The sequence below is a fragment of the Thioalkalivibrio sp. ALJ4 genome, assembly GCF_000377225.1.
Taxonomy (GTDB): Bacteria; Pseudomonadota; Gammaproteobacteria; order Ectothiorhodospirales; family Ectothiorhodospiraceae; genus Thioalkalivibrio.
In genome coordinates, this window is record NZ_KB897922.1 from 45,912 (window position 1) to 70,775 (window position 24,864).

Consider the following 24,864-nt stretch of genomic DNA (forward strand, 5'->3'; position numbering starts at 1 on the left):
GCGGAAACTTTTCCGGGCAGAGGCCATATGGGCGTCAAACGAAAGATCCCACCCGTCTTTCTTCTCGGCGCAGCCGGGGTCGCTGTTGCAATCAGCGCCAGTCTTCTTCTCGCTTCTCAGCCCGCAGAAACCTCGCAACCGCTCGATATCGCGGCGTTGCAAGCCGGGGCCAACGGCAAGATGTCGCCGATGGTCCCCACCGTTTCCCCCGATAGCCAGAACGGCCAGGCCGAGCAACTCTCCCAGCCGCATGGACCGGGAGCGGCCGGATCTGCCGGTTCGCACTTCGACGCCGAAGCCACCAAGGTCGCCTACGCAACCGACCTGATTAATGATTCCGGGTTCGACGACGAGACCGACTACCCCACTTCATACGAAACCTTCGACCTCGACGAAGGCGAGGACCGCGTGGCCGAAGAGGACCGCTCGGACTGGAACAACCACAAGCTCGAGAGCGGCGAGCGCCTGACCAGCCTGTGGCAACGCGACTGGGACCTGCCGCTGGCAACCCTCTACCGACTCCTGGACGATGACGAGAACGCATCGATCCTCAACCGCATACGGCCGGGGCAGGAGATCGAGTGGCAGGTGGACGAAGACGGCTACCTGACCCACCTGCGTCTCTGGACCGACCGCGCAAGCGGCTACGAATGGGTCCGCGAGGAAGATGGCTGGGATTTCCAGCGCGGTGAGGTCGAGAACGGGCGCGAAGTCAGCCACATGGTGATCAGTGCCGAGATTGAGGGCAATGTGTCCGCCGCGCTAGCACAACGCACCGACCTCTCGCCCCGCGCGGCCGGCGCCATCGCCGTGCTGCTGGACCGCTACCTCCCGGTCCGCACACACGCCCGTACCGGCGACGAGTTCACTCTGCTGCTGGAGATGGAAACCCTGGTCGGTGACGACACCCCGCACAATCTCCGCCTGCTTGCCTTCGACTACGAGGGACAGCGCATCACGGTACGCGCGGCCCGCAACTCCAATGGCCGCTTCTACACGCCGGACGGCGAAAGCCTTTTGCCACCATTTGATCGTCGTCCGTTCTCGGGCAATTACCGCATCAGTTCCGGTTTTGATCCGCGTCGGCGGCATCCGGTCACGGGCCGTGTGGCACCGCATTCCGGGACGGATTTCGCCATGCCGATCGGCACCCCGGTGAACGCGCCAGCTGACGGCCGCGTCACCCGTGTGGAGAACCATCCCTACGCAGGCCGCTTTATCGTGATCGAGCACGGGCAGGGCTACTCTACCCGGTACCTCCACCTGCACCGGCAACTGGTCAGCGTCGGAGACACCGTGGAACGCGGGGACCGTATCGCGCTGTCCGGCAACACCGGCCGCTCGACCGGGCCACACCTGCACTACGAGGTCCACGTGAACAACCAGCCGCGCGACCCGATGCGTGTGGAGCTCCCCGAAAGCGAGTCGCTCGCGGGGGAGGAACTGGAGAAGTTCAAGAGTTTGAGCCAGACCCTCCTGGCGCAACTCGACAACGGCGTGCGCAACACGCAGGTCGCGTTCACACCCTACGACGAGTTGCTGAGCCAGTAACGCATTGCTTTTGCCAAAGGTCGGCGCCCCACCCCTTTACAGGTGGGGCGCGCTTCGATTGTGACCCCCGCACATTCTCCCGCTATTCCATGTGAACCACTGGCGCAGGCGCGCCTCGTCTGGCGCGACGGGCGACCGTACGCACCCGAATACCAGGACGCCTATTTCGGCTCGGACGACCCCGGGGCCGAGGCCTTCGAGGTCTTCATCAAGGCCAACGACCTCCCGCGTCGATTTGCCGCCGGCGGAACGGTCGCCATCGGGGAAACTGGTTTTGGTACAGGCCTCAACGTCCTGCTGACGCTGCAACAGTGGCGGCAACACGCGCCGCCCGGGGCCTTCCTGTCGATACTGAGTCTGGAAGCCCATCCATTGTCACTCGACGATCTGCGGGAGGTCCATCGGCACCTGGACCTGGACGACGCCGATAGCCGGGCCCTCCGTGCGCAGTACCCCCCACCGATCAGTGGCCTGCACCGGATTGTGTTTCCCGGAGCCCGCGCAATCCTGACGCTCGGCCTGGGCGATGCCGCTCCCCTGCTGGCGCAGATCCGCGGCGGTATCGATGCCTGGTTCCTGGACGGTTTCGCGCCACGCTCGAACCCGGGCCTGTGGAACACGGCGGTCTTTCGCCAGATCGCGCGCCTTTCGCGCCCCGGCGCCACCTTTGGCACCTATACCGCCGCCGGACAGGTACGCCGGGATCTGGAGGCAGTGGGATTTGAAGTCCAACGTGCCCCGGGACATGGCCAGAAGCGTGAACGCCTGGAAGGCAGCTATCGCGGACCTGTACCCGACGCGCTCAAGCGGCCCCGGGTTGCGATCATCGGTGCCGGCGTTGCCGGGCTCGCCTCTGCATTCGCATTGCATAACAGAGGCTGCGAGGTCCGGCTGTTCGACCCTGCCGGCGCCGGGGGCGGCGCATCCGGAAACCCGGCCGCGGTCCTGTTGCCGAACCCCCACCCCAGGGACACGGAGTTGAATCATCTGGCCCTGGCCGGCATGCGCTCGACCCGGGGCCTGCTCGGCGAGATTACTGCGCAAACCGGCATTGACCCCGTGCTGGCGGAAGGGGTCTCCTTTCATGGTGTCAGCGCCCACGGCCGCAAACGGGTGCAGCGCCTGCTGCGCGCTGGGCGGGAGCACACCGGGGCTTTGTTCGACCTCGAGGGCGGACCGGATTCGGGTCCGGAGCCACGTCTGTACTATCCCGGGGGCTGCGGCCTCAATCTCGCCCGGCTTTGTACGGCCCTCGCGCAGTCGCTCCCGCCTGTGGAGACCCGCCGGATCGCCGGCCTGCGCCTCACCGACGAGGGCCTGATACTGGAAGGCCAACCGGCCGGGTCCAGCGCCGATTCTCTCCCATGGGATCACGTAGTGGTCGCGACAGCGGCTCCCGGATTACACGCCCTGTGCCCCGAACTGGAACAGGTATCGACCGTGTCGGGGCAAATGACCCGGATCCGTGCCCCGCTCCCAGACTGGGGTGGCCAGGTCACGACGGGCCAGGGGTACTGCATCCCGCTAGGCCCGGGCGAGGCCTGGATTGGCGCTACGTATCGGCGGACACAGATGCCGGATGCAGTGGAAGCCGCACCCGACACCACGCCTCGCCGCGAGGACGACCAGCTCAACCTCGAGCACCTGAGCTGGGTTCCCGGTCTGGGTGACCCCGCCCAGGTCGTGACGCTGGAACGCTGGGCGGGTAACCGTGCCGTGGTACGTGATCGCTTGCCTCTGGCCGGTGCGAGTCTTCGCGACCCCGGCCGCCGCGTCTGGCTCAATGTGGCCCACGGCTCGCGCGGGCTGTTGTACGCACCCCTGGCCGCGGAATTGGTGGCCGACCGCCTGTTGGGTCTGCCAGAGCCCTTGCTGGACAGCACCGCCGGCCGCCTCGACCCGCAACGCCCGCTCGCCTAGTCGTCCCATTCGCCGGTTGTTGTGGACTACACCCTCGGCGTGGGGCGCCCATGGTTAGGGGGGGCATCACCGGCCAGGCCGACATCATTGCGCCCCTGCGCCTTCACCTGATACATGGCCCGGTCGGCTGCGACCATCAGGTCCGACAGATGCCGGCCCACATCCGGATAGAAGGCCACACCAATACTGGATGTGACCTTTAGCTCCACGAATTCGCCAGGACCGGTGTGGACCTCGAACGCGTTATCGAGATCCTGCTGCACCCGCTGGGCCAGATGAAGGCCCTCTTCACGCTCCTCCAGCGGCGCGGTCAGGACGATGAACTCGTCCCCGCCCAGACGGACGAGGACGTCGTCCGGGCGCAGATGCGATTTCAGCCTTTCCGCGACCCGGCGCAAGAGCTGATCGCCCACGACATGGCCATAGCGATCATTCACCGGCTTGAAGTGGTCCAGATCGATGAACAGCAGCGCGAGGCGTCCCCCCTGACGCTCGGCACGCGCCACAAGCCGCGGGAACGCACGATCCAGTGCCGCCCGATTGGCCATCCCGGTCAGGGGGTCTTCCCAGGCCATGGTCTTCAGCTTGACCTCCAGCTCCCGCCGATCCGTGACATCAAGCGCGTGCCAGACGACTGCGGGGAGGCCGTTGATTGCGCGCGCCAGAGGCCGGATCCGTGCCTCGAACCAGCGCGCGCCGGTTTCATGCTCGGGAATCCCCAGGCGCTTCAACAGATCCACATCCAGGCGGTATTCGTGCATCTGCAGCGTCCCCTCATCGATCGCCCGGTTCACCATCTCGAGGAAGTTCGCCGCCACGTCCGAGGGAAACAACTGATCCAGGGTGTCGCCAAGGAGGGCCGGGGCCATCTCCTGTCGATGGCAAGCCTCCCCGAACACGTGTCGAACCGTGCCCTCCGAATCGACCACAAAGGCATACCCCGGAATGGCCTCGAACATCGCATCCTGCAGATCCCGCGCGGCGGTCAGGGCATCGAACAGCAATCGGTTTTCGTTGACGTCGACGAAGGTCAGCAGCCACGCACGGCCTCGCTCCCAGTCCACAGGCACCCAGCGCAACAGGAAAAAGCGGCATCCCCCGTGAAACACGCATATCCGTACCTCGCGTCCATGCGTCTCGGGAGGTGAATCGGTGAAATCGAGGTTGGGTGGAAGCCGGTCGAGATCATCCGGGTGCACAAGGTCCAACTGTGCCAGCTCCGTATTCACAGGCGGTTGTTGTCCCAGCATTCGAACAAACGCCGGGTTTGCCCAGAGGATACGTCGCCCGGACACCACGAGCGTCGGGTCTTCCAAGCGATTCACCAGGCCCCGGTAGCGATCAAGGTCACGTCGACGTGCCTGCATGCCCGTCCCGACGCGATAGGTGTAGCCGCCCACTGCCAGTGCGCCCACGAACCCCAATGCCCACCAGGCCATGGGACGATCCGTATCCCTGTGCGCCGGATCTACATCGGCCAGGAGTTGCCATTCGCCCCCCGGGAAACGAATCCGATGCCGGTGTGGCGCCTCCTCGGCGAGGTCATGAGGATTGTAGAAAAACGGGCCAGCCTCACCCACACCATCCCGGCCGCGCAGGGCAAGCAACAGCGTACCCAGTTGTTCACCGATGCCCGCACGCTCGAGCAAGGCCTCAAAATCCAGCGCTATGCTGCTGATACTAAGCTGGTCCATAGGCTCGTCAACGGCGAGGTGAGCAGGACTGTCTGGAACGGGCTCCGTGTCGACCGGGGCGCGCACCAGGAGCCCATAACCGCCCTGAACCAGCGGCCAGGGGCCCGCTACGACCACCTCTCGCTCGTTCAGGACTCGGCGAAAGGAATCCGCCTGTTCGGGGTGAGTGGCGAGGTTGAGCCCGACCACGCCTTCGTTCCCCTCAAGGGGATAGACAAATTCGACGATCGGCCCCCGGGCCAGCGTCAGGGAAATCACGAGGTCTTCATGCCCGCGGTAAATGCGCTCGGCTACGCGCTCGAACTCGTCGGTCCCCAGGTCCGGATGAACATAGGCGTAAGCCGCCAGCCCGATGGTCGAATGCACCAGCCCATTGATCACGCTTTCCACCTGCGTGCGCAGACTGGCGAGCTCGCTCGCCACCGCGGCACTCTGGCGATCTTCCAGCTCGATCTCCCAGGCGCGATCAATCAGCAGAAACAGCCCAAGGAATATCAGGGCGGCCACCAGGCCCAGGGCAAAGGGGCCCGCCGTGGACCCCGAATCCCGGCCCCTGTGGCGAGGCGCGTCGTGCGGGGCTTCCGTGCGCGTGTGGGTGCTGTCATCCATGCCCAGACCTGTCACTACCAGCGGTAGTACCCACTATGCGCCTAAAACACCCCCCTGTGAACGGTGAGATCGCTGCTCACCCGAGGCGCAGAAATATGCTTTTGGAAGTGACGATTAGCCGTGGCACTTCAAGTGCAAGGAAAGATAATGGTGGGGGCGGCCGGACTCGAACCGGCACAGCCTTGCGGCCGAGGCATTTTAAGTGCCTTGCGTCTACCCGTTCCGCCACGCCCCCGGGGACTCGCATCATACCGGCTACACCAGCCGGGTGTGGAGCCTTATCCCGCTGACCCGCTCCCCTGCGAGCCATCCGCCATCTCGGCGATGGGCAACGGGATGTGCAGCGCAGCGGCCATCGCGCGCAGCAACTCGATCTCGGCTACCTGGACGCCACCGCCGCGCTGAACCGTCGCCAGCATCGCCTCTACCAGCGTCCGCTTGTCCTTGACCCGTAGGTCGTCGAGCCGCTCCAGGGCCTTGTCCAGCACGGCTGCCCAGGCATTGCCGGTGGTGGCCTGCTCGAGTTCGGGCGGGGCCTCCGACTCCAGCGGCATGATGCCGGTCAGCGCCGCCACGCCGGCATTGAACGCCGTGATGGCCGCATCGGGATCGTCGGGGTGCCCGTGGTGGGCCAGGACCGCCAGCGCGTAGCGTGCCTGTCCACTGTTGTCGGCCAGCCGGCGGCGGCCACCTGAACGGGCCTGCGACGGCCGTTCGATATCCTGCAGCTGACGCCGTACAAGGCGCCCGAGCGCGTACTCGAAGGCCGACACCCGTCCATCGGCCTGAATCAGCTCATCTACAAGCCCTGACAAGACCTCGCGTTCCTGTGGGGGGTGACGGCGGAGCACGGGGAAGGCCATCTCCAGCACCGGGATGCGCAGATCGGGACTGGGCTCCGGTACTGCCTGCAGCAGGTCGCGCACGCGCTTCTCGCTGTCCTCGCCGCGCGTCTCGAGGATGCGCATCAGCTGGGCATCTCGCACCTCCGCGTCATTGGAGATCAACAGATACAGCACGGCCTCGGCGGCCCAGCGATCGGAATGCACCGAGCGTTCCAGGGCGCTGGGCACTGCGGCGACCAGGAAGCCGGCGCCGAGGATATGCGCAAGGCCGGGGTCGCCAATCGCTTCGAGCAGGGCCTCGGGGTGCAACGCCAGCCCACCCCCGGCCTTCGGCTCGGCCTGTTCGCGCGCGGCCTCGGCCTCCTGCTCCTCGCGCCGGCGCCGCGCATCGTCCTGCATGCGCTTTTGTACAGCCTCCAGCTCCGAGGGATCAAAACTCGGCTCGATCTTGCGGATACGATCTTCCAGCGGCGGATGGGTCGCAAACATCCGGCCCAGGCCCCCATTGACGAACAGCATGTGTCCGACCTCTTCGCTGTCCGCGTTGAGCCCGGAGTAGCTGGCCCCGATCTTCTTCAGCGCCCCCGCAATACCCTCCGGCTGGCGCGTGAACTGCACGGCTGAGGCATCCGCCAGGTATTCGCGCTGACGCGAAACCGATGCCCGGATCCAACGCCCGAAGAACAGACCGATGTAACCCACGATCATCAGCACCAGGCCCGCGACCACGATCCCACCGGCGTTCCGGTTGTTGCGGGAAAAGCGCATCGCCAGCAGCACACGCTGCCCGATCAGTGCCATCACCAGAATCCCGAACAGCATCCCCACCAGGCGGATGTTCATGCGCATATCGCCATTGAGGATGTGCCCGAACTCGTGGGCGACCACGCCCTGCAGCTCGTGCCGGTTCAGGTGTTCCAGCGCGCCGCGCGTCACCGCGACCGCGGCATCGGACGGCGAATACCCGGCCGCGAAGGCATTGATGCCCGGCTCCTGCTCCAGCACGTAGACCTCGGGCACCGGAACCCCCGAGGCGATCGCGACCTCTTCCACCACGTTCATCAGGCGGCGGCGCAACGGATCACGGGTGTCCCCTTCAATCCGCGTGCCCCCAAGCTCGCGCGCAACCGCGCCACCGCCATCGCGCAGGCTCAGCATGCGATAGAGACTGCCCAGACCGATCAGCCCCACGGTGAACGCACTGGTCCAGCCAACCACGTCCAGGTTGTCGCGGAGAAACGCCCGAGTCAGCCAGGGTTCGCCCGGTGCGGTCGCCTGCGCCTGGCCGAACAGCACCAGCGCGATCAGGTTCATCACCACGACAATCGCCAGCACAGCCAGCATGAACAGGCCCAGCAGCACCCGCGTGCGCCGCTGGGCACGGTCCTGATGTTCAAAGAAATTCATGCCCTGTCCCTAGGAAAAGTTGACCTCGACCGGCTCGCGCTTCTGCGGGTCCTCGATCTCCAGCAATTGCGCCGGGCGGAAGGCGAAGTTGTTCGCGATCAGGGTGTTCGGGAACATCTCGCGCAGGATGTTGTACTGCATCACCGCATCGTTATAGCCCTGACGCGCGAAGGCCACCCGGTTCTCGGTGCTGGTCAGCTCTTCGGAGAGCTGCATCATGTTCTCGTTCGCCTTCAGGTCCGGATAGTTCTCGGACAGCGCGAACAAGCGTCCCAGGGCGCCGGACAGCCCCTGCTCGGCCCCGGACAGCTGGCGCACGGCCTCGGTGTTCGTGGGGTCCCCGCCCACCTGCTTCAGCCGGTCCATCGCCTGATTGCGCGCCTGGATCACTGCTTCCAGCGTGTCGCGCTCATGGCTCATGTAGCGTTCCGCGACCTTCACCAGGTTCGGGATCAGGTCGTAGCGGCGGGTCAGCTGGACGTCGATCTGGGCAAACGCGTTCTTGTAGCGGTTGCGCGCCGTCACCAGCCGGTTGTATGTCCAGACCGCCCAGACCACGAGCAGCACCACAATCGCGATCAGCACCCATTCCATGCCGGCCTCTCCCTCAGCAAACAAAGCCCCGAGTGTACGCAGGAACGACGCCGCCGGCGAACGCCCGGGACTGCGTGAACCCGGCGCGGCCGTGCTATACCCTGACCCCCATCAATCCCGGAGCCTTACGGATTCCTGAATGAATCTCTCGACCCTTCTCGGCATCATCGGCAGCCTGCTGGTTTTCGGCAGCGTGATCGCCTTTTCCTCGCAGGACCTGCATGCCTTCCTGAACCTGCCGGGGCTGGGTATCGTGCTCGGCGGCACGATCGCCGCGACCCTGATGAGCTATCCCTTTCACGAGGTGGTGCGAGTCTTCCGTGCGGGGGCGCATGCCATCCGCGAGGAGCGCTACGACATCGCCAGCGACCTGGAAGAGATCGTTCAGGTCTCGCGCTACTGGTACTCGCAGAACCTGCGCGGCGTCCAGCAGCGCCTGGAGCAGGTCCAGAATCCGTTCCTGCGCACCGGCATCCAGCTGGTGATCGATGACACCCCGATGGACGACATCCAGGACCTGCTCAACTGGCGCATGGCCCGCCTGCGCGCCCGCGAACAGGCCGATGCGCAGATGTTTCGCACCATGGCCACCTATGCCCCGGCCTTCGGCATGCTGGGGACGCTGATCGGACTGATTAACCTATTGCTGACCACCGAGACCGATGACTTCACCATCATCGCGGTCAACCTCGGGATCGCCCTGATCACCACGTTCTACGGCATCCTGCTGGCAAACCTCGTGTTCCGCCCGATCGCGATCAAGCTGGAACGGCGCACCGAGGGCCGCGTGGTGCTGATGACCATGGTGCTCGAAGGCATCATGCTGATGCGCAAGGGCCGCACCCCGGGGTACATCCGCGAGACCCTGCGTTCGTTCATGGAGAACCACCGCGACGAGATCCGCCAGACCGAGCCCAACGGCGAACCCGATCCGGATGAAGCCGAACGCCAGGAACGCACCTGAGCATGCCCAGCCCCGGATACTCCACCTCCAACCGCGCGGCCATGCAGGCCGAGATGGATGCCCAGGCGGCCACGCGACCGGAACAGGCCTTTCTCGGCTCCTATCCGGGCGAGCGCCAGCGCGACGACGAGCACGCCTGGATCCTCACCTATCTCGACGTCCTCACCCTGGTCATCGTCATATTCGTGATCATGCTGACCTTCATGGACCCGCGCGACGACCGCCCACTGGCCAGCGCGGCTCAACCGATCCAGCTCGCCCACCCCGATCACCAGGCCCTCCTCGACCCGTTGGTCGCGCCCCTAACAGGAGACCTGGGCGATCTCGAAGGCCGGCTCCATGAACTGCTGCCGGAAGTGGACGACCCCGATCCCGAGGGCACGGCCACGACCGCATCCAGGATGCGCGAGCAGGCACCTCAGGGCGTCGAGGTCGTCGAGCACCCCGGCCGCACCGAGCTGCGCATCCAGGACGAGATCCTGTTCGCCAGCGGACAGGCCGACCTGCAACCGGAAGGCCGGGCGCTACTGGCGCAGCTGGAGACCCTACTGGACGAGCACGACGGCCTGGTTACCGTCGAGGGGCACACCGACAACATCCCGATTGGGACGGAGCGCTTTCCCTCCAACTGGGAGCTCTCCTCCGCCCGCGCCAGCGGCGTGGTCCGCTACCTGCTGGACCAGGGACTCGACGCCGAGCGACTGCGCGCCGTGGGCCGCGCCGACACCCAGCCTGTGGCCAGCAACGACACCGCACGCGGCCGTTCCGAGAATCGGCGCGTCGCGCTGATCCTCGAGTCTCCAACCGCCACGGATCCATGACGCCCAAAGGATTCCCATGCCTTCCCCGGGAATCCCGCAGCACGCAACCCACCACTTGACCACGGGCCCTGCGCCCCTAAAGCTGTGCACTTTATTCAACTTATGAGCAACGGGCAGACATGCGCACAGGACGCGGCCTCCTACTCGGCGACTTCCTCGACACCACCAATCACAAGGACAAGCTGATCGCGCTGATCGGGGCCGTGATCGGCCTGTATCTGTCACTGGAGGTCGCGGCCTCGGTCACCGAAAGCGGGATCAACGGGCTCATCCTCGCCTCCCTGGGCGCTACCGCCGTCCTGCTCTTCGCCGCACCCCGGGCCGCGCTGTCGCAGCCCTGGAATGTCCTCGGCGGGCATGCCATTGCGGCTATGGTCGGGGTCGCCGTCCGTCACCTGGTCGATCACCCGCTGGTGGCCGCCGCACTCGCGGTCGGCCTCACCGTCTACGCGATGTACTACCTGCGCTGCCTGCACCCTCCCGGGGGTGCCACGGCGCTGTATGCCGTGCTGGGCGGCGCCTCGGTCGAGGAGCTGGGGTTGCTGTTCATCCTGCACCCCGTTCTCTCCAGCGTGGCCGTCATGCTGCTGGTCGCCTTCATGATCAACTACCCGTTTCCATGGCGCCGCTACCCGGCCGCCCTGGCGCGCCTGGGCGAGCCCTCACCCGCCGGCCCATCCGGTGCACTGGAGCGTGCCGGCCTCAGCCAGGCCGACCTGGAACACGCGATGCGCGATCTCAATCTGTATCTCGACATGACGGAGGACGACCTGGCCCGCCTGTACCTCCTGGCACGACGCCACCATGCGCACCCGGACGCGATCGATCCTGCGGATGTTCGTCCCGGACAGTGCTACAGCAACGGCGCCGCGGACCACGCCTGGAGCGTGCGCAAGGTCCTGGCGCGAGATGGCGACCTGATCACGTATCGCGTCATTAGCGGCGCAGGCGTCCCCGAGGAAGGTCGCTGCCCTGTGATGGACTTTGTCGCCTGGGCCCACCATCGCCTGGACGTTCAAGGGTGACCGTCGCCACAGCCTGGGAACCGCCACATCGCTTTGGCGCGAATCCCGACACATGCTTATACTCGCGGCGCGGCTGTCTCCGTAGCTCAGCTGGATAGAGCAGCCCCCTCCTAAGGGGCAGGTCGCAGGTTCGAATCCTGCCGGGGACACCACCTTCCATTAGTGTTTCCTTAACGAACTGGTGTCGGCGGAAAATCCACCGTAAGGTACCCCAATGGAGACGCTCACCACGGAACAGGCCGAACGACTGGTCGATCTCCTGGCACCGCTGATCGGGGTGCAGGGGGAAGTGGATGGCCGCATGGTGGAACTGGTCGAGGTCCTCGACGAGGGCCCCCGCGGCGAGCCGGGTATCGCGTTGATGGAGACCGGCCTGGACCGCCCGATTCAGACGAATCAGTACGGCGACCCACTTTCGCGGCACTCGCTGGTTCGCACCCTGCCGCTGCTATCCGAGGCCGAACGCGATATCCATCCGGTGCTGCGCCAGCTCCTCCCCGAGGACGTCCTGACCGATCTGCGCCGCGCGCTCGGAAACTGAAACCCCGTCGTCCAGACAAGCCTCTATCCCGCGCATCATGGGCTCCAAATGAGGCCACACGGCATCCAGCATGTAGGGCTGCGCCTCGGGCGTCGGGTGGATCCCGTCATCCATGATCATCCCGTCGCGAAGGGCAACCTCGTGCAGAAAGAAGGGCTCGAACACCAGCCCACGCTCTCGGGCCAGATCGGCGAAGACGGCCTCGAAGCGCTGACTGTACTGGGGGCCGTAGTTGGGCGGAATGCGAATCCCGAGCAACAGCGTCTGGGCGCCCGCCGAGTCGATCGCCTCCAGCATCACCTCCAGGTTCTCGCGCATGGCCCGTGGCGAGAGCCCGCGCAGGCCGTCATTGCCTCCCAGGGCCAGGATCACGAGGTCGGGGTTCTCGCGTTCGAGGACCTCAGGCAGTCGTTCGCGCCCCCCGGCCGTCGTCTCGCCACTGATCGAGGCATTGGCCACACGCCAGGGATGATTGCGCTCGCTCAGACGCGCCTCCAGGAGCCCCACCCAGCTTTCGGAATCGTTCATCCCGAATGCCGCGCTCAGGGAATCACCGAACACCAGCACCTTCGCGGGTTCTTCCCCTGAATTTTCCGAGCTGATGGAATTCGCAAGGCCAAGCGGACTCCATAGCAACGCGAGCCACGCAAACATGACCAGGGAATAACGCCACATGGATGCATCCTCATCTTCGGTTCTGGAAGCCCGCGACCTGCAACAGCGGATCGCCGGCCCCAGCGGTGTACTGGATATTCTGCGCGGAGTCTCGCTCGCGGTGCACGCCGGCGAGACGGTCGCGATCCTCGGCGCCTCCGGCTCCGGCAAGTCCACATTGCTCGGACTTCTTGCAGGTCTGGACGCCCCAAGTGCCGGAGAAGTTCGCTTGCTCGGCCAAACGATCAGTGAGCTGGACGAAGATGGCCGGGCAGCCCTGCGCGCCGGGCGCGTCGGCTTCGTGTTCCAGTCTTTCCAGCTCCTCCCGGCACTGACGGCCTTTGAAAACGTGCTCCTGCCGCTGGAGCTTAACCCCGAGCACGAGGCGCGCTCGCAAACCGAGATCTCCGCCTGGGCCCGCGACGCGCTGAAGCGCGTCGGGCTCAGCGAGCGCGAAGCTCACTACCCGCACCAGCTCTCGGGAGGCGAGCAGCAGCGGGTCGCCATCGCCCGCGCGATTGTGGATCGCCCGGCCGTGTTGTTTGCGGACGAGCCCACCGGCAATCTCGACGGCCAGACCGGCAGCCGCATCATCGAACTGCTGTTCAGCCTGGCCCTCCAACCGGATGACCAGGGCCAGCGCACGGCGCTGATCCTGGTGACACACGACGCCGATCTCGCGCAGCAATGCGATCGTATCCTTCATATCGAGGACGGCGTGCTGGCATGACCTGGCTTTCTAGGCGCGGCGGTCCGCGCGAATGGATTCGTGGCACCTGGCGCGAATGGCGCAGTGCCGAACTGCGTGTGCTCGCCGCAGCCCTGGTCGTCGCGGTGGCGGCGGTCGCGGCGGTCGGGTTCTTCACTGATCGGGTGGATCGCGGCATGGCGCAGCAGGCGACCCTGCTGCTGGGCGGTGACATGGCCGTGGTCGGCGACCAGCCGATCCCGGAGGACTGGCTCGCGGAGGCCGAACGTCGAGGCCTGCAGACCGCCCGCACCGCGGCCCTGCCCAGCGTGCTGTTCACCCCCGAGGACGACTCCCGCCTGTCCGCGCTGCGCGCGGTGGATCGTGACTGGCCCCTGCTGGGCGAGGCCCTCGTACGAACCGACCCGGACGCGGACCCCGAGGTACGCACCCAGGGACCGGAACCCGGTACGGCCTGGCTGGAGGGCGCCCTACTGCAGGCGCTGGAACTGGAGGTCGGCGATACCGTCGAGGTCGGCGAACTGGAACTGCAAGTGGCCGGCGAGATCACGCGGGAGCCGGACCGCGGCAGCGCCCTGCTGGATATCGCACCCCGGCTGATGCTCGCCTATAAGGATCTCGAGGTCAGCGGCCTGATCGGACCCGGCAGCCGCGTGCGCTACGAGCTCTTCGTGACCGGCCCGGCGGCCCCGATCGAAAGCTACCGCGACTGGATCGAGGAGCGCCTGGAGCCGGGCCAGCGACTGCGCGGGCTGGACGACGCCAATCCGCAGTTGCAGGTCGCGATCGAGCGAGCCGAGCGCTTCCTCGGGCTGGCCTCTCTGATGGCGGTCCTGCTGGCCGGCGCGGCGATCGCGGTGGCCGCCCATCATTTTGCCCAGCGCCGTGCGGACGCCGCCGCGGTCATGCGCGCGCTGGGGGCCAGCGGACGCCATGTACTCAGGCTTTATTTTGGCCACGTCCTGATCATTGCGCTGCTGGCCAGTGCACTGGGCCTGGCCATTGGGTTCGCGGCGCAGTTCGTGCTCTCCGCGCTGCTCGGTGAGTGGCTGGCGGGCGACCTGCCGCCCCCGGGGTTACGCCCAGTAGCGGCGGGCCTCGGTGTGGGCCTGATTACCGCGATCGGCTTCGCCCTGCCCGCGTTGCTGCGCATCGGCCAGGTGTCCCCCCTGCGCGTACTGCGCCGTGATCTGGGGCTCCCGCCCGCCTCCGTCTGGCTGTCGGGGCTGCTGGCCCTTCTGGCCTTCGGTGCGCTGTTGTACTGGCAGGCGGCCGACCCGCGCCTGGCCGCCTGGGTCCTGCTGGGGACCGCGGGCGCCCTGGTCGTACTCGGCGCACTGGGCCTGCTGCTGGTGCTGGCCCTGCGCCCGCTGCGCAATCACGGGGGCATGGCCATGCGCTTTGGTCTGGCCAACCTCTCCCGCCGCGGCGGGCTGAGCGCCGTGCAACTGGTTGCCTTCAGCATCGGCATCCTTGCGCTATTGCTGCTGGCGATTGTGCGTGTGGACCTGCTCTCGGCCTGGGATGCCAGCATCCCCGCCGATGCACCAAACCAGTTCTTCGTCAATATCCAGCCCGGACAGGAAGAGGCGTTCGCCGACCGGATCGAGGCCTCCGGGCTCGAACGCCCGCAGATGGACCCGATGATTCGCGGACGCCTGATCGCGATCAACGACCAGCCGGTCCAGCCCGATGACTTTGACGACGACCAGACCCGGCGCCTGGTGGATCGCGAGTTCAACCTCTCCTACGCGGAGGAACCGCCGGAGCACAACCGCGTGACGGAGGGCCACTGGTTCCACCACGGGCCGACCGGCGAAGCGGCCGACGGTGCCTGGTCCGTCGAGGCCGGGCTGATGGAACGCTTTGGACTGGAGATCGGCGACAGCCTGACCTTCCGGGTGGGCGGGCAACCCGTGCGCGGGGTCATCGCCAACGTACGCGAGGTCGACTGGGACAGCTTCCGGGTCAATTTCTTTGTGATCGGCCCGCCCGCCCTGCTGGGCGAGCAGCCGCGCACCTATATCACCGCGCTGCATGTGCCGGAAGGTATGGGAGCGGAGCAGAACCGCTGGCTGCGCGAATTCCCGGCCGTCTCCGCGATCGACGTCGGCGCGATTATCGAGCAGGTCCGCGACGTGATGGACCAGGCCACCCGCGCGGTCGAGTACGTCTTTCTGTTTACCCTGGTCGCGGGCCTGACCGTGCTGTTTGCGGCGGTACAGGCCACGCGCGACGTCCGCCGCCGCGAGACCGCACTGCTGCGCACGCTGGGGGCGCGGCGGCACCACATCCGACGGGCACTGCTGGCCGAGTTCGGCAGCCTGGGTTTTCTGGCGGGTCTGCTGGCAGCCATCATCGCCACCGCGGTGGGGGCCCTGCTGGCCTGGCAGGTGTTCGAGTTCGACTACCGGATCAATCCGATGACCTTCGTCTTCGGGATCGTCGGCGGGACCCTGGGGATCGCGCTGGCCGGATGGCTGGGAACGCGCAGCGTACTGCGCCAGGCGCCACTCGGGGTCCTGCGCGGCCCCGAGTGATGCGCCCGACGACCATCAGTGGCCGTACATGATGTCCACGTCGAGGAAGCCGAATAGCACCAGGGCCGCCAGCGCCCAGACATAGAAGGAAAAGACCTTCAGGCGCGCGCGATAGAGGAAGAACAGCACCATCTTGAGGGAGACCACCCCGACCACCGCGGAGACCACGAACCCGACGATCAGCGGCGTCCAGGTCAGATCCCCCAGCCCATTGCCATTCGTCCAGACATCCAGCGACTGAACGGCGGTGGCCGCCAGGATCGTCGGGATTGCGAGGAAGAAGCTGTATTCGGCTGCCCAGCGCCGCTTGAGGCCCGAGAACAGCGCGAAGGTGATGGTCATCCCGCTGCGGCTCAGCCCGGGGACCAGCGCAAAGCCCTGGGCCACGCCAATCACCGTGGCGATCTTCGGCCCCAGCTTGCGCAGCCCCAGCGGACGTCGGCTCAGGCGATCCGTCCACCACAGCAGGATGCCCGTCAGCGTGAGGGTGCCGGCGATCAGCGTCGGATTGGCGAACACGTGCTCAAAGCTCGCCTTCAGCGTAAAGCCGATTGCGGCGGTGGCGAAAACCGACAAGCCGCAGAGCAGCGCGAGGCGCAGGAACAGCATCTCTCGGCCCGCGCTGCCACCGGCCGACGCCCATTGCCAGCTCTCGCGGGCGATCCCGCCGCTCAGGCGCCAAAGACTCTGGCGGAATACGTAGATAATCGATACCAGCGTGCCGACATGCACAACCAGATCGAACAGGATCATCTCCGGGCTTTCCGGCGGCGGCAGCGGCTCGCCACTGAGAATCAGCCAGTGCTGGGTGAGCACCAGGTGCGCGGTCGAACTGACCGGCAAGAACATGAAGATGCCCTGCACGACGCCGAGCAGGGTGGCAACCCAAACTGTCATTCCGATTCCGGTTTTGTCCCAAAGGCGGGCGCAGTATACGGAAACGGCCCGGGAAACGGTGTTACCGGGTTCGCGCCCCGGCACTCGCTTTCATATACCCAACGTACTTGTTTTTGCGCCAGTACACCCTTATCTTGCCGTTATACATTCACATAGCCGTATATTTGGCAGCCGACCAACCGAACCCGTGCGACCCGCGAGAACGTACGGGACCTGGCGAGCGCCGATCTGGCCTGCAAACCGCCAACGAGTCACCCCATGCAACTAACTCGCTTCACTGATTTCTCCCTGCGCGTCCTGATGTACCTCACGGTCCAGCCCGACGACCAGCGCGTCACCGTCACCGAGATCTCCGAACGCTTCGGCATTCCGCGCAACCACCTGGTCAAGATCGTTCACCAGTTGGGCCAGAAGGGGTATCTGATCACGCGCCGCGGCAAGGGCGGCGGCATCTCGCTCGCTCGCGCCCCCGAGTCGATCAATATCGGGGCCGTCGTACGCGACATGGAGCCCAACCTCAAGGTCGTCGATTGCGAGAGCCCGATGTGCCCGATCCTGCCCGGCTGCCAGCTGCGCGGGGTACTGGACGACGCCCGCGATGCCTTCCTCGCGGTGCTCGATCAATACACGGTGCGCGATGTCACCCAGTCACCCGAGCACCTGCGGTCCCTGCTACGCTATAGCGCCTGACCCCACTGCCCCGAGGACGCCGCCATGGATCGGCACGTGACCTCCCGCCGACCGCTATCGGCCGCAACCCCGCTGCTTGTGGCCCTTGCGCTTGCCGCACCGCCTGCGCTTGCGCTGGCACCCGCCTGCCCGTCCGACAGAGCCAGCCTCACGACCGACGAACTGCTGGCCGAACCTCCGGCGGACGACGCCTCCGTCGTTCTGGAGGGCATCGTGACCGGCGTCTTCATGGGCGACGATCAACTGGGCGGCTTCTACCTGCAGAACGACGAGTCCGACAGGCCAACCGGGCTGTTCGTCTATGCCCCGCGCCAGGAGCCGGTTACGCCGGGTGATCGGTTGCGCGTACAGGGCCGCTTTGGCCATCACCACGGCCGTCCCCAGCTCGCCCGCATCGACGGCATCGAGACCTGCGGAAGCGGTCGGCTGCCCGAGCCGGTGACACTCGAGCTCCCGCGCGACGCCGAACGACTGTCTGACTTCGAGGACGTGCGCGTGCGCTTTGATCAGACGCTGACCGTATCGGGCCACCATGAACTCGAGCGCTACGGCAACCTGAAACTCGCCGCCGGCGGACGCCTGTGGCACCCGGGGCAAACGGGCGCGTTCGACGACCACGACCATGCCAACCGCCGCATCGTGCTGGACGATGGCAGCTACCGCGCCCGCCCGGACCCCATCCCCTATCTCGACGACCAGGGGACGCGGCGCGTCGGCAGCCAGGTCACAGGCCTGACCGGCATCCTGACCCACGCCTTCGATGCCCACCGCCTGCATCCGACCGAAACGCCTGAGTGGGAGGGGGGCACCCGACCCGAGGCGCCGAACCCGGCGACAGGCGGTGCACTGCGCATCGTTACTGCCAACATGGAGAATGACTTTGTCACGCTGGGCGAGCGTGGCGCGGCCAATCGCGCCGAACGCCAGCGGCAGGAGGCCAAGCTGAATGCCGCTCTGCTCCCTCTGAACGCCGACCTGATTGCGGCCATCGAACTGGAAAACCGCCCCGTCGCCCGCGAACGCCTGATCGAGCGCCTGAATCAGCACGGCGACCTCACCTACGAGGCGGTACGGCATCCCGCGCCGGGGACAGACGCGATCAAGGTGGGCATAACCTATCGCCCCGATCGGCTGAAATTACTGGAAGTCGTCGCCGACGAAGACCGTGTGCATCACCGTCCACCGCTGCTTGCATGGTTCGGCACACCGGGCGGCGCACCTCTGTTCGGGGTCGTGGCGGTGCACTTCAAGGCCAAGGTCGGCTGTCCGTCCAGCGGTGACGTCGATCGTGGCCAGGGCTGCTGGAACGAGCGGCGCACGGCCCAGGCCGAACGCCTGGCACAGTGGATCGAACAGGAGCGTCGCGACGGGCTGCCCGTGATCATTGCCGGCGACCTGAACGCCTACGCCGCGGAAGACCCGCTCCGTGTGCTACGCAAGGCGGGGAAACGGGACCTGGTCCATGCCGAGCCTGATCGGGCCTACAGCTATGTCTTTCGCGGCCAGTCCGGGCAACTGGACTACTTGCTCGGCCCCGAGGGAATCGCTGAACACGTCGGGGACACCGGCTCCTGGGCGATCAACGCCGACGAACCGGCCTTTCTGGGATTCGACGGGAGCCAGCCCGTCGACGGGCCATGGCGCGCCTCCGACCACGACCCCGTCTGGCTGGACCTGCGGGTCGACTAGTCACGGGTCGGGAGTTGTTCTGACGCTCCTGCGTCGGCCTCCGGCTCGGTGGCTTTTTCCCCAACCTTCTCGGCGGCCTCCGTCTCCTCGTCGCTCAGATTGTCCTGGATAAGCCGCACGGGGATCGGCCCGCCATCGATATGGCTCAGCGTGCGCTGCGGGAACGGGATCTCGATACCCGCCTCGTCCAGCGCGGCCTTCACCTGCATGTGCATGCTGTTGCGCAGATCCAGGAATTTCTCGCGCCGCGCCCAGACGGACAGCTGAATCTTCAGCGCGGAATCCCCGTACTCGAGGAAGATGAACAGCGGTTTGGGTTCCTCCAGACAGACCGGATTGCGATCCGCCACGTCCATCAGGATGTCGCGCAGCGCCTTCAGGTCGGTGCGATAGGCCACCCCGATCTGCATGTCCAGGCGGCGGATCGGGAAGCGCGTCATATTGGTGATCTGCGACTTCACCAGGCTCTCGTTCGGCACCCGCACCAGTAAGTTGTCGAAGGTACGCAGCTTCACCGACAGCAGGTCGATGGACAGCACCTCCCCGGTCGCGTCCCCCACCTTGATGATGTCACCCACCGAGAAGGGCCGCTCCCCGATCAGGAACAGCCCCGAGATCAGGTTGGACGCCGAGGTCTGCGAGGCAAAGCCCAGCGCGACCGTCAGGATGCCGGCCGCCCCCAGCAGCACGGTGAGATCGAAACCCAGCTCGCGCAGCCCGGACACAACCGCCAGGACGATAATCACGTAGAAGCTGATGCGGCGCATCAGCATGATCTGCTGGGCATCCATATGCCGGCCGAAGGCCCGCGTCAGGTTGCGCGAGACCAGTCGCGCCACGATCAACCCGACGACGATGTAGAGCGAGGCCCGCAGCGCGGCCAGAAAGCCGTCGCTGGTCAGAAAGTCCATGGTGCCTTGTATCCAGCCGTCCATTCAGTGTTTCCCTATTGGAACAGGGCGCTGAACGCCCGCACCATCACATGCCGCCCGCCCACCTCGCGCGGCTCGGCGATCCGCTCGGCCCCCTCGGCCTCAGCGGGCGGCCCGGCATCGATCTTCATCGCCGCCATGTCCTTGTCTTCCTCGCGCTCCATGCGGACCGCCGGGGTCCACAGGCGGTTGTGGCGATCGGCATAGACCGGCAGACGCGGCACCGGCAGGTTCACGCGCTCCAGGAACAGCGCATCGAGCGCCTTGTTGTGGATCGTCAGCGGCGTGACCACGCGGTGCGGACGCTCCGGGACATCCTCCAGAGCCAGCCGCGCCTGGGTGCGCGTGGCGTAGCACAGCTCCCCCTCGACCGTACTGGGACCGAACCAGGTGTCCGAAGGCACATAGACCGGGAATTCATGTGCCCGCGCATCGCCCAGATAGAACTGGACCCAGGCAGGCGAACTGAGAAACAGCGTGACCCGGCCCTGAGCCGGCACGTAGAACGGGTTTTCCGGCCGACTGACCATCGGACGGTCGGCCAGAGCGATCCGCAGTTCCGGTTGGGTGTCGCCGGTAGCACCGGCGAAGCGCAGACGCTCGGAGAGCGACTCGGGCCACTCGGCGTCGGTCGGTACCTCGATATCCAGCGTCGCATCGGCGGCGTCGCGCGGCCGGTCCAGGCCCAGGCGCCATTCCGCCGGGGTATGTTCGAGCCAGATATCGAGCGGCCCGACGGACCAGCGTCCGATACGCCCCTGCGGCAACGACCAGCGCCCCCACCAGGTCGGCCGCTTCCCTGTCTTGTCCTTGTCGGTCATCCCTGGTGGTGTCCTGTGTCCGTTGCCGATGTGCTCGACGACCACTGTAGCGCACTCCTAAAACAGATCCATCTGGGGGCCGCGGTCGGCTTCCGGTGCTGCCGGCGGGGAGAAGCGCGTCGTATCCAGTTCCGCCAGGCGGCCGGCCAGACCCGCACGGCGCCGGGCCAGGCGAAAGCGCTGACGCAGCAGTGTTGCATAGGGGCCCGCCCCGACCATCCGGTGGCCGAAGGTCGAATCGTACAGCTGGCCCCCGTGCGCCTCGCGCAAGCGCTGCAGCACATGGTCCGCTTTCAGCGGGTGGTACGTGCGCAGCCAGTCCTCGAACAACGGCGCCACCTCCCGCGGCAGGCGCAACAGGACATAGCCGGCGCTGCTCGCCCCGGCCTCGCGCGCTGCGTCCAGCAACGATTCGAGCTCGCCGTCAGTCAGCACCGGGATCAGGGGCGCGACCAGCACCGCCACCGGCACCCCGGCCTCGCTCAGTCGCCGCATGGTTTCCAGACGCCGCTGGGGCGCGGCCGCGCGGGGTTCCAGATGGCGCGACAGCGCCCGATCCAGCGTGGTCACGGAGACCGCCACCTGAACCAGCCCCTCCTCCGCCATGGGTCCCAGCAGGTCGAGGTCCCGTTCAACCAGCGCGGACTTGGTCACGATCGAGACCGGATGCCGCGCCTCGGCTAGCACCTCCAGGACCTCCCGCGTAATACGCCACTCGCGCTCCACGGGCTGATAGGCATCCGTGTTGATGCCCAGAGCCAACGGGGTCACGCGGTGCGCGGGGCGTGCCAGTTCGCGGCGCAGGCAGTCGGCCGCGCCCACCTTGGCGAATAATCGGCTCTCGAAATCCAGCCCCGGCGACAGCCCGACATAGGCATGTGCCGGTCGCGCGAAACAGTACGCGCAACCGTGCTCACAGCCCCGGTAAGGGTTCAGCGACAATTCGAACGGGACATCCGGCGATTGGTTCCAGGACAGCACCTTGCGCGGGCGTTCCGGCGTGACCTCGGTGCGCAGCGGCCGGGGCTCTTCGTCTTCACCCACCCAGCCATCGTCAAATGCTTCGCGGTGGGTGGTCTCGAAGCGCGCGAGGGGCTGGATCGTCGCGCCGCGGCCACGAACCGGTCCATCACGCTGGTTCATCGGCGCGGGCCGTCAAGGGAAGCACTGATCCATGTACACGCTCGCGCTCGAGTCGCTTTTGCGTGCGAACAAGGCGCGGCGACTGCCGTGCAGTCATTCTGCACAAGGGAGCCGCAACGCCGTGCGCGCACCCGTTTTTGATAACAACGGGCGGCCGAGCCCCTTCGGGGTTGGCACCCCAGGTTCCCCGATCCCGCGTTGCGTCCCTTGTCGGTAGAACCACTACCGGCTACGCACCGCACCCTGTCTCGGAAAACCTGGGGTACCAACGCGAGCGTGTACATGGATCAGTGCCTCCCTAGCCGCTCGCAGAGCTGGCGAAAATACCCGGATTCGGAGATCAGGCCGCGCCCCTCTTCCGACTGGTTCAGCCGATCCAGCAGCATCCGCAGGCGCCGCGCCGCCCGGTCGCGGGTGGCCGCGTCGTCAGCGGCTTGCAGCAAGGCCTCCGCCGAGGCGATATCGCCGCGCAGGCGCACGGCCTCCGGCACATACCCTGCGTTTTTCATCACTCGAAACGCCAGCCGCAGCTCCTGTGGCACATCGCGGTCATCGTCGAGTTCCAGCGGCCGCCCGACCCCGGGCAGATCATCGAACTCGCCCCGCCGAGCGGCCTCGGCGAGCTTCGCCTCGACTTGTGTCTCGGAGAGCAGCATGCGTCACCGCTCGAGCCGGATGCGGTAGACATCCGCATCCGCCGCACTGAATGCGCAGACCACCAAGCTGCGAAACTGGTCCTCCTGCGCCCGCAGCTGTTTCAGCGCGATACCGGCCGCGCGGTCCTTGGGAAAGCGGTAGACGCCGGTGCTGATCAGGGGAAAGGCCACCTCGCGCAGGCCATATTCGATCGCCAGTTCCAGGCTTGCGCGGTAACAGGAGGCCAGCAGCGTGTCCTCGCCCGCCTGGCCGCCCTCCCACACGGGACCGACGGTGTGGATCACGTACTCGGCCGGCAGGCGAAACCCGGGGGTGATGCGCGCCTCGCCGGTCGGGCAGCCACCAAGGGCCCGGGTCGCCTCCAGCAGCTCGGGGCCAGCGGCGCGATGAATGGCCCCGTCGACACCGCCGCCGCCCAGCAGGCTCTCGTTGGCGGCGTTGACGATCGCATCCACCTCCAGGGTGGTGATGTCGCCCTGTACGACCGAGATCATGGCTGCCCTACGCCGGCACCATCCAGAGGGTCAGTGACAGCAGGATGGCCGTCATGCTCAGGCCGATCACCGGCAGCATCATGACCCCGGCCAGCGCCTCGCGCCGGAACAGGCGGAAGGCCATCCCGATGAGCGTCAGGGCCCAGCCGAAGGCGACGAAAAACGCCAGTGCGAAGATCTCGTTGCTCCACAGCACGATCAAGGCCACCGGCAGCGCCAGATTCAGGAACACCACGCCCAGCTCCTGCGAGCCTGCGGCACGCCCCGCGGTCAGCGCGTAGCCATAGGCGGCCCAGACCATCACCATGCCAAACGCCAGCGCGCCTGCGGCCGGCGACTCCAGCGGCGCGCGCAGGATAGCCGCGCCATGCGGCTCCAGGCCCACGCCCAGCGCGATGATCAGCAGGCCTACCCCCACACTGATCAGCAGCCAGAACCACAGGGTTCCGCGTTGTACGTCCGGTTCGGTCATGTGCCCTCCTTGGGGTCGGAAATTGGCTACGCAATGCAAACGATGTCTGTACTACCGGGGACCACGGGGACGGCTTGAGGTTCGGACCCGCCACCGTCGGTGCCGGGTCGGTCACGCCGTGGGATCAATGCCGCGCCAGCTGCCAGGCGACGGTTTCGCCCGCGCGCAAGGGCACGCCCGGGTCATGGCCGAACAGCACCGCCTCCGGCACGGTCCAGTCCACCCGCTCCAGGGTGATGGTGTCGGTATTGCGCGGCAGGCGGTAGAAATCCGGGCCGTGGAAGCTGGCGAAGCCCTCCAGCTTGTCCAGCGCATCCACAGAGGCGAAGGCCTCGGCATAGAACTCGATCGCCGCGTGGGCCGAATAGATGCCCGCGCAGCCACAGGCGGACTCCTTCGCATGCCGCGGGTGCGGGGCGCTGTCGGTCCCGAGGAAGAAGCGCGGGTGGCCGCTGGTCGCGGCTCGCAACAGCGCCTGGCGATGGCGCTCGCGCTTCAGGATCGGCAGGCAGTAGTGATGCGGCCGAATACCGCCGACGAACAGCGCATTGCGGTTGTACAGAAGGTGCTGCGGGGTGATGGTCGCCGCGATGTTCTCCGGGCCCGATTCGACAAACGCCACCCCCGATTCGGTCGTGGTGTGCTCCAGCACCACCCGCAGGTCCGGAAACTCGCGGATCAACGGCTGCAGGTGGCGTTCGATGAATACCGCCTCGCGGTCGAAGATGTCGACCTCCGGATCGGTCACCTCGCCATGCACCAGGAGCGGCAGGTCGACCCGCTGCATCGCCTCGAACACGGGGTAGCAACGCCGGATATCCGACACGCCGCTGGCTGCGTTGGTCGTCGCCCCCGCCGGGTACAGCTTCACGCCGTGAATGAACCCGCTGGCCTTTGCCGCCTCGATCATCCCGGGCGTGGTCGCCTCGGTCAGATAAAGCGTCATCAGCGGCTCGAAGTCGGCTTCCTCCGGAAGCGCCGCGAGGATGCGCTCGCGATACTCGGCCGCCGCCTCTACCGTCGTCACCGGCGGCTTGAGGTTCGGCATGATGATCGCGCGGCGAAAACGCCGGGCGGTATCCGGCAGCACGCTGCCGAGCACATCGCCATCGCGCAGATGCAGGTGCCAGTCGTCGGGTCGGGTAATCGTCAGACGGTTCATGGGATCCTGGAAGAGTCGCGGGAGCCCTGGCGG

General features: G+C 66.5%; 22 protein-coding genes and 2 tRNA genes. 11 read left to right on the forward strand and 13 right to left on the reverse strand.

Annotation, left to right across the window (positions count from 1 at the left end; genetic code table 11):
* Window positions 1-180 precede the first annotated feature (180 nt).
* On the forward strand, window positions 181-1,551 hold the full coding sequence (locus C936_RS0113730; RefSeq protein WP_018993152.1) for a peptidoglycan DD-metalloendopeptidase family protein: 1,371 nt from the start codon (window positions 181-183) through the stop codon (window positions 1,549-1,551).
* A gap of 60 nt (window positions 1,552-1,611) precedes the next feature.
* Window positions 1,612-3,471: a tRNA (5-methylaminomethyl-2-thiouridine)(34)-methyltransferase MnmD gene (gene mnmD, locus C936_RS0113735; protein ID WP_018649557.1), complete on the forward strand. Its 1,860-nt coding sequence runs from the start codon at window positions 1,612-1,614 to the stop codon at window positions 3,469-3,471.
* A 26-nt stretch (window positions 3,472-3,497) separates the two neighbouring features.
* Here mnmD and C936_RS0113740 read toward each other — a convergent pair whose 3' ends face one another.
* From C936_RS0113740 to C936_RS0113755, 4 genes are all read right to left on the reverse strand, one after another.
* The gene (locus C936_RS0113740; RefSeq protein ID WP_018649558.1) at window positions 3,498-5,774 is read right to left on the reverse strand and encodes a diguanylate cyclase; all 2,277 of its coding nucleotides are present in this window, start codon (window positions 5,772-5,774) and stop codon (window positions 3,498-3,500) included.
* 148 nt (window positions 5,775-5,922) lie between these two features.
* Window positions 5,923-6,009 (reverse strand) — tRNA-Leu (locus C936_RS0113745).
* A 43-nt stretch (window positions 6,010-6,052) separates the two neighbouring features.
* The gene (locus C936_RS0113750; RefSeq protein WP_018173917.1) at window positions 6,053-8,026 is read right to left on the reverse strand and encodes a M48 family metallopeptidase; all 1,974 of its coding nucleotides are present in this window, start codon (window positions 8,024-8,026) and stop codon (window positions 6,053-6,055) included.
* Window positions 8,027-8,035: 9 nt separating this feature from the next.
* Window positions 8,036-8,620: a LemA family protein gene (locus tag C936_RS0113755; protein WP_018139689.1), complete on the reverse strand. Its 585-nt coding sequence runs from the start codon at window positions 8,618-8,620 to the stop codon at window positions 8,036-8,038.
* 139 nt (window positions 8,621-8,759) lie between these two features.
* Here C936_RS0113755 and C936_RS0113760 point away from each other — a divergent pair, with 139 nt between their 5' ends.
* From C936_RS0113760 to C936_RS0113780, 5 genes are all read left to right on the forward strand, one after another.
* Window positions 8,760-9,584 carry a motility protein A gene (locus C936_RS0113760; protein ID WP_018139688.1) on the forward strand — a complete coding sequence of 275 codons (825 nt, stop codon included), beginning with the start codon at window positions 8,760-8,762 and terminating at the stop codon, window positions 9,582-9,584.
* Between the two features lie 2 nt (window positions 9,585-9,586).
* Entirely contained in the window at window positions 9,587-10,405 is an 819-nt protein-coding gene (locus tag C936_RS0113765; protein ID WP_018173918.1) for an OmpA family protein, read from the forward strand.
* Window positions 10,406-10,524: 119 nt separating this feature from the next.
* Entirely contained in the window at window positions 10,525-11,430 is a 906-nt protein-coding gene (locus tag C936_RS0113770; RefSeq protein ID WP_018139686.1) for an HPP family protein, read from the forward strand.
* A 75-nt stretch (window positions 11,431-11,505) separates the two neighbouring features.
* A tRNA-Arg gene (locus tag C936_RS0113775) sits at window positions 11,506-11,582 on the forward strand.
* 62 nt (window positions 11,583-11,644) lie between these two features.
* Window positions 11,645-11,971, forward strand: a complete 327-nt coding sequence (locus tag C936_RS0113780) for a hypothetical protein (RefSeq protein WP_018862961.1) — start codon at window positions 11,645-11,647, stop codon at window positions 11,969-11,971.
* Here C936_RS0113780 and C936_RS0113785 read toward each other — a convergent pair.
* On the reverse strand, window positions 11,879-12,646 hold the full coding sequence (locus C936_RS0113785) for an arylesterase (RefSeq protein WP_018173919.1): 768 nt from the start codon (window positions 12,644-12,646) through the stop codon (window positions 11,879-11,881). The two genes, C936_RS0113780 and C936_RS0113785, sit on opposite strands and share 93 nt — an antisense overlap.
* On the opposite strand from C936_RS0113785, the gene C936_RS0113790 reads away from it, so the two are divergent.
* Complete coding sequence (locus C936_RS0113790) at window positions 12,645-13,355, forward strand: ABC transporter ATP-binding protein (protein ID WP_018173920.1); 711 nt, start codon at window positions 12,645-12,647, stop codon at window positions 13,353-13,355. The genes C936_RS0113785 and C936_RS0113790 overlap by 2 nt on opposite strands.
* Window positions 13,352-15,874 carry an ABC transporter permease gene (locus tag C936_RS0113795; RefSeq protein ID WP_018173921.1) on the forward strand — a complete coding sequence of 841 codons (2,523 nt, stop codon included), beginning with the start codon at window positions 13,352-13,354 and terminating at the stop codon, window positions 15,872-15,874. Before C936_RS0113790 ends, C936_RS0113795 begins: the two co-directional genes overlap by 4 nt.
* A 15-nt stretch (window positions 15,875-15,889) precedes the next feature.
* Here C936_RS0113795 and C936_RS0113800 read toward each other — a convergent pair whose 3' ends face one another.
* A complete protein-coding gene (locus tag C936_RS0113800) occupies window positions 15,890-16,771 on the reverse strand; it encodes an undecaprenyl-diphosphate phosphatase (RefSeq protein WP_018139681.1) in 882 nt (293 codons plus the stop codon).
* Between the two features lie 258 nt (window positions 16,772-17,029).
* On the opposite strand from C936_RS0113800, the gene C936_RS0113805 reads away from it, so the two are divergent.
* Entirely contained in the window at window positions 17,030-17,461 is a 432-nt protein-coding gene (locus C936_RS0113805) for an Rrf2 family transcriptional regulator (RefSeq protein WP_018139680.1), read from the forward strand.
* Window positions 17,462-17,485: 24 nt separating this feature from the next.
* Complete coding sequence (locus tag C936_RS0113810) at window positions 17,486-19,150, forward strand: ExeM/NucH family extracellular endonuclease (RefSeq protein ID WP_018173922.1); 1,665 nt, start codon at window positions 17,486-17,488, stop codon at window positions 19,148-19,150.
* Here the strand turns inward: C936_RS0113810 and C936_RS0113815 are convergent.
* The 7 genes from C936_RS0113815 to pyrC form a co-directional block, all read right to left on the reverse strand.
* Window positions 19,147-20,085 carry a mechanosensitive ion channel family protein gene (locus C936_RS0113815; protein ID WP_018173923.1) on the reverse strand — a complete coding sequence of 313 codons (939 nt, stop codon included), beginning with the start codon at window positions 20,083-20,085 and terminating at the stop codon, window positions 19,147-19,149. The two genes, C936_RS0113810 and C936_RS0113815, sit on opposite strands and share 4 nt — an antisense overlap.
* An 11-nt stretch (window positions 20,086-20,096) precedes the next feature.
* Window positions 20,097-20,903, reverse strand: a complete 807-nt coding sequence (locus C936_RS0113820) for a hypothetical protein (protein WP_018139677.1) — start codon at window positions 20,901-20,903, stop codon at window positions 20,097-20,099.
* Window positions 20,904-20,960: 57 nt separating this feature from the next.
* The gene (locus C936_RS0113825; protein ID WP_018173924.1) at window positions 20,961-22,046 is read right to left on the reverse strand and encodes a PA0069 family radical SAM protein; all 1,086 of its coding nucleotides are present in this window, start codon (window positions 22,044-22,046) and stop codon (window positions 20,961-20,963) included.
* 287 nt (window positions 22,047-22,333) lie between these two features.
* Entirely contained in the window at window positions 22,334-22,702 is a 369-nt protein-coding gene (locus tag C936_RS0113830; RefSeq protein ID WP_018173925.1) for a DUF1992 domain-containing protein, read from the reverse strand.
* Window positions 22,703-22,705: 3 nt separating this feature from the next.
* Window positions 22,706-23,197, reverse strand: coding sequence for an O-acetyl-ADP-ribose deacetylase (locus tag C936_RS0113835; protein ID WP_018173926.1), 492 nt, complete (start codon window positions 23,195-23,197; stop codon window positions 22,706-22,708).
* Window positions 23,198-23,204: 7 nt separating this feature from the next.
* On the reverse strand, window positions 23,205-23,669 hold the full coding sequence (locus tag C936_RS0113840) for a hypothetical protein (RefSeq protein ID WP_018139673.1): 465 nt from the start codon (window positions 23,667-23,669) through the stop codon (window positions 23,205-23,207).
* A 124-nt stretch (window positions 23,670-23,793) separates the two neighbouring features.
* The gene (pyrC, locus tag C936_RS0113845) at window positions 23,794-24,831 is read right to left on the reverse strand and encodes a dihydroorotase (RefSeq protein WP_018173927.1); all 1,038 of its coding nucleotides are present in this window, start codon (window positions 24,829-24,831) and stop codon (window positions 23,794-23,796) included.
* Between the last annotated feature and the right edge of the window lie 33 nt (window positions 24,832-24,864).

Bases quoted from the DNA above. Each gene is read 5' to 3' on its own strand.
- C936_RS0113840 (WP_018139673.1), bottom strand. From the start codon at position 23,669: ATGACCGAACCGGACGTACAACGCGGAACCCTGTGGTTCTGGCTGCTG.
- C936_RS0113800 (WP_018139681.1), bottom strand. From the start codon at position 16,771: ATGACAGTTTGGGTTGCCACCCTGCTCGGCGTCGTGCAGGGCATCTTC.
- C936_RS0113740 (WP_018649558.1), bottom strand. From the start codon at position 5,774: ATGGATGACAGCACCCACACGCGCACGGAAGCCCCGCACGACGCGCCT.
- C936_RS0113790 (WP_018173920.1), top strand. From the start codon at position 12,645: ATGGATGCATCCTCATCTTCGGTTCTGGAAGCCCGCGACCTGCAACAG.
- C936_RS0113795 (WP_018173921.1), top strand. From the start codon at position 13,352: ATGACCTGGCTTTCTAGGCGCGGCGGTCCGCGCGAATGGATTCGTGGC.
- C936_RS0113755 (WP_018139689.1), bottom strand. From the start codon at position 8,620: ATGGAATGGGTGCTGATCGCGATTGTGGTGCTGCTCGTGGTCTGGGCG.
- C936_RS0113815 (WP_018173923.1), bottom strand. From the start codon at position 20,085: ATGGACGGCTGGATACAAGGCACCATGGACTTTCTGACCAGCGACGGC.
- pyrC (WP_018173927.1), bottom strand. From the start codon at position 24,831: ATGAACCGTCTGACGATTACCCGACCCGACGACTGGCACCTGCATCTG.
- C936_RS0113835 (WP_018173926.1), bottom strand. From the start codon at position 23,197: ATGATCTCGGTCGTACAGGGCGACATCACCACCCTGGAGGTGGATGCG.
- C936_RS0113830 (WP_018173925.1), bottom strand. From the start codon at position 22,702: ATGCTGCTCTCCGAGACACAAGTCGAGGCGAAGCTCGCCGAGGCCGCT.
- C936_RS0113730 (WP_018993152.1), top strand. From the start codon at position 181: ATGTCGCCGATGGTCCCCACCGTTTCCCCCGATAGCCAGAACGGCCAG.
- C936_RS0113760 (WP_018139688.1), top strand. From the start codon at position 8,760: ATGAATCTCTCGACCCTTCTCGGCATCATCGGCAGCCTGCTGGTTTTC.
- C936_RS0113770 (WP_018139686.1), top strand. From the start codon at position 10,525: ATGCGCACAGGACGCGGCCTCCTACTCGGCGACTTCCTCGACACCACC.
- C936_RS0113805 (WP_018139680.1), top strand. From the start codon at position 17,030: ATGCAACTAACTCGCTTCACTGATTTCTCCCTGCGCGTCCTGATGTAC.
- C936_RS0113825 (WP_018173924.1), bottom strand. From the start codon at position 22,046: ATGAACCAGCGTGATGGACCGGTTCGTGGCCGCGGCGCGACGATCCAG.
- C936_RS0113820 (WP_018139677.1), bottom strand. From the start codon at position 20,903: ATGACCGACAAGGACAAGACAGGGAAGCGGCCGACCTGGTGGGGGCGC.
- C936_RS0113765 (WP_018173918.1), top strand. From the start codon at position 9,587: ATGCCCAGCCCCGGATACTCCACCTCCAACCGCGCGGCCATGCAGGCC.
- C936_RS0113785 (WP_018173919.1), bottom strand. From the start codon at position 12,646: ATGTGGCGTTATTCCCTGGTCATGTTTGCGTGGCTCGCGTTGCTATGG.
- C936_RS0113750 (WP_018173917.1), bottom strand. From the start codon at position 8,026: ATGAATTTCTTTGAACATCAGGACCGTGCCCAGCGGCGCACGCGGGTG.
- C936_RS0113810 (WP_018173922.1), top strand. From the start codon at position 17,486: ATGGATCGGCACGTGACCTCCCGCCGACCGCTATCGGCCGCAACCCCG.
- C936_RS0113780 (WP_018862961.1), top strand. From the start codon at position 11,645: ATGGAGACGCTCACCACGGAACAGGCCGAACGACTGGTCGATCTCCTG.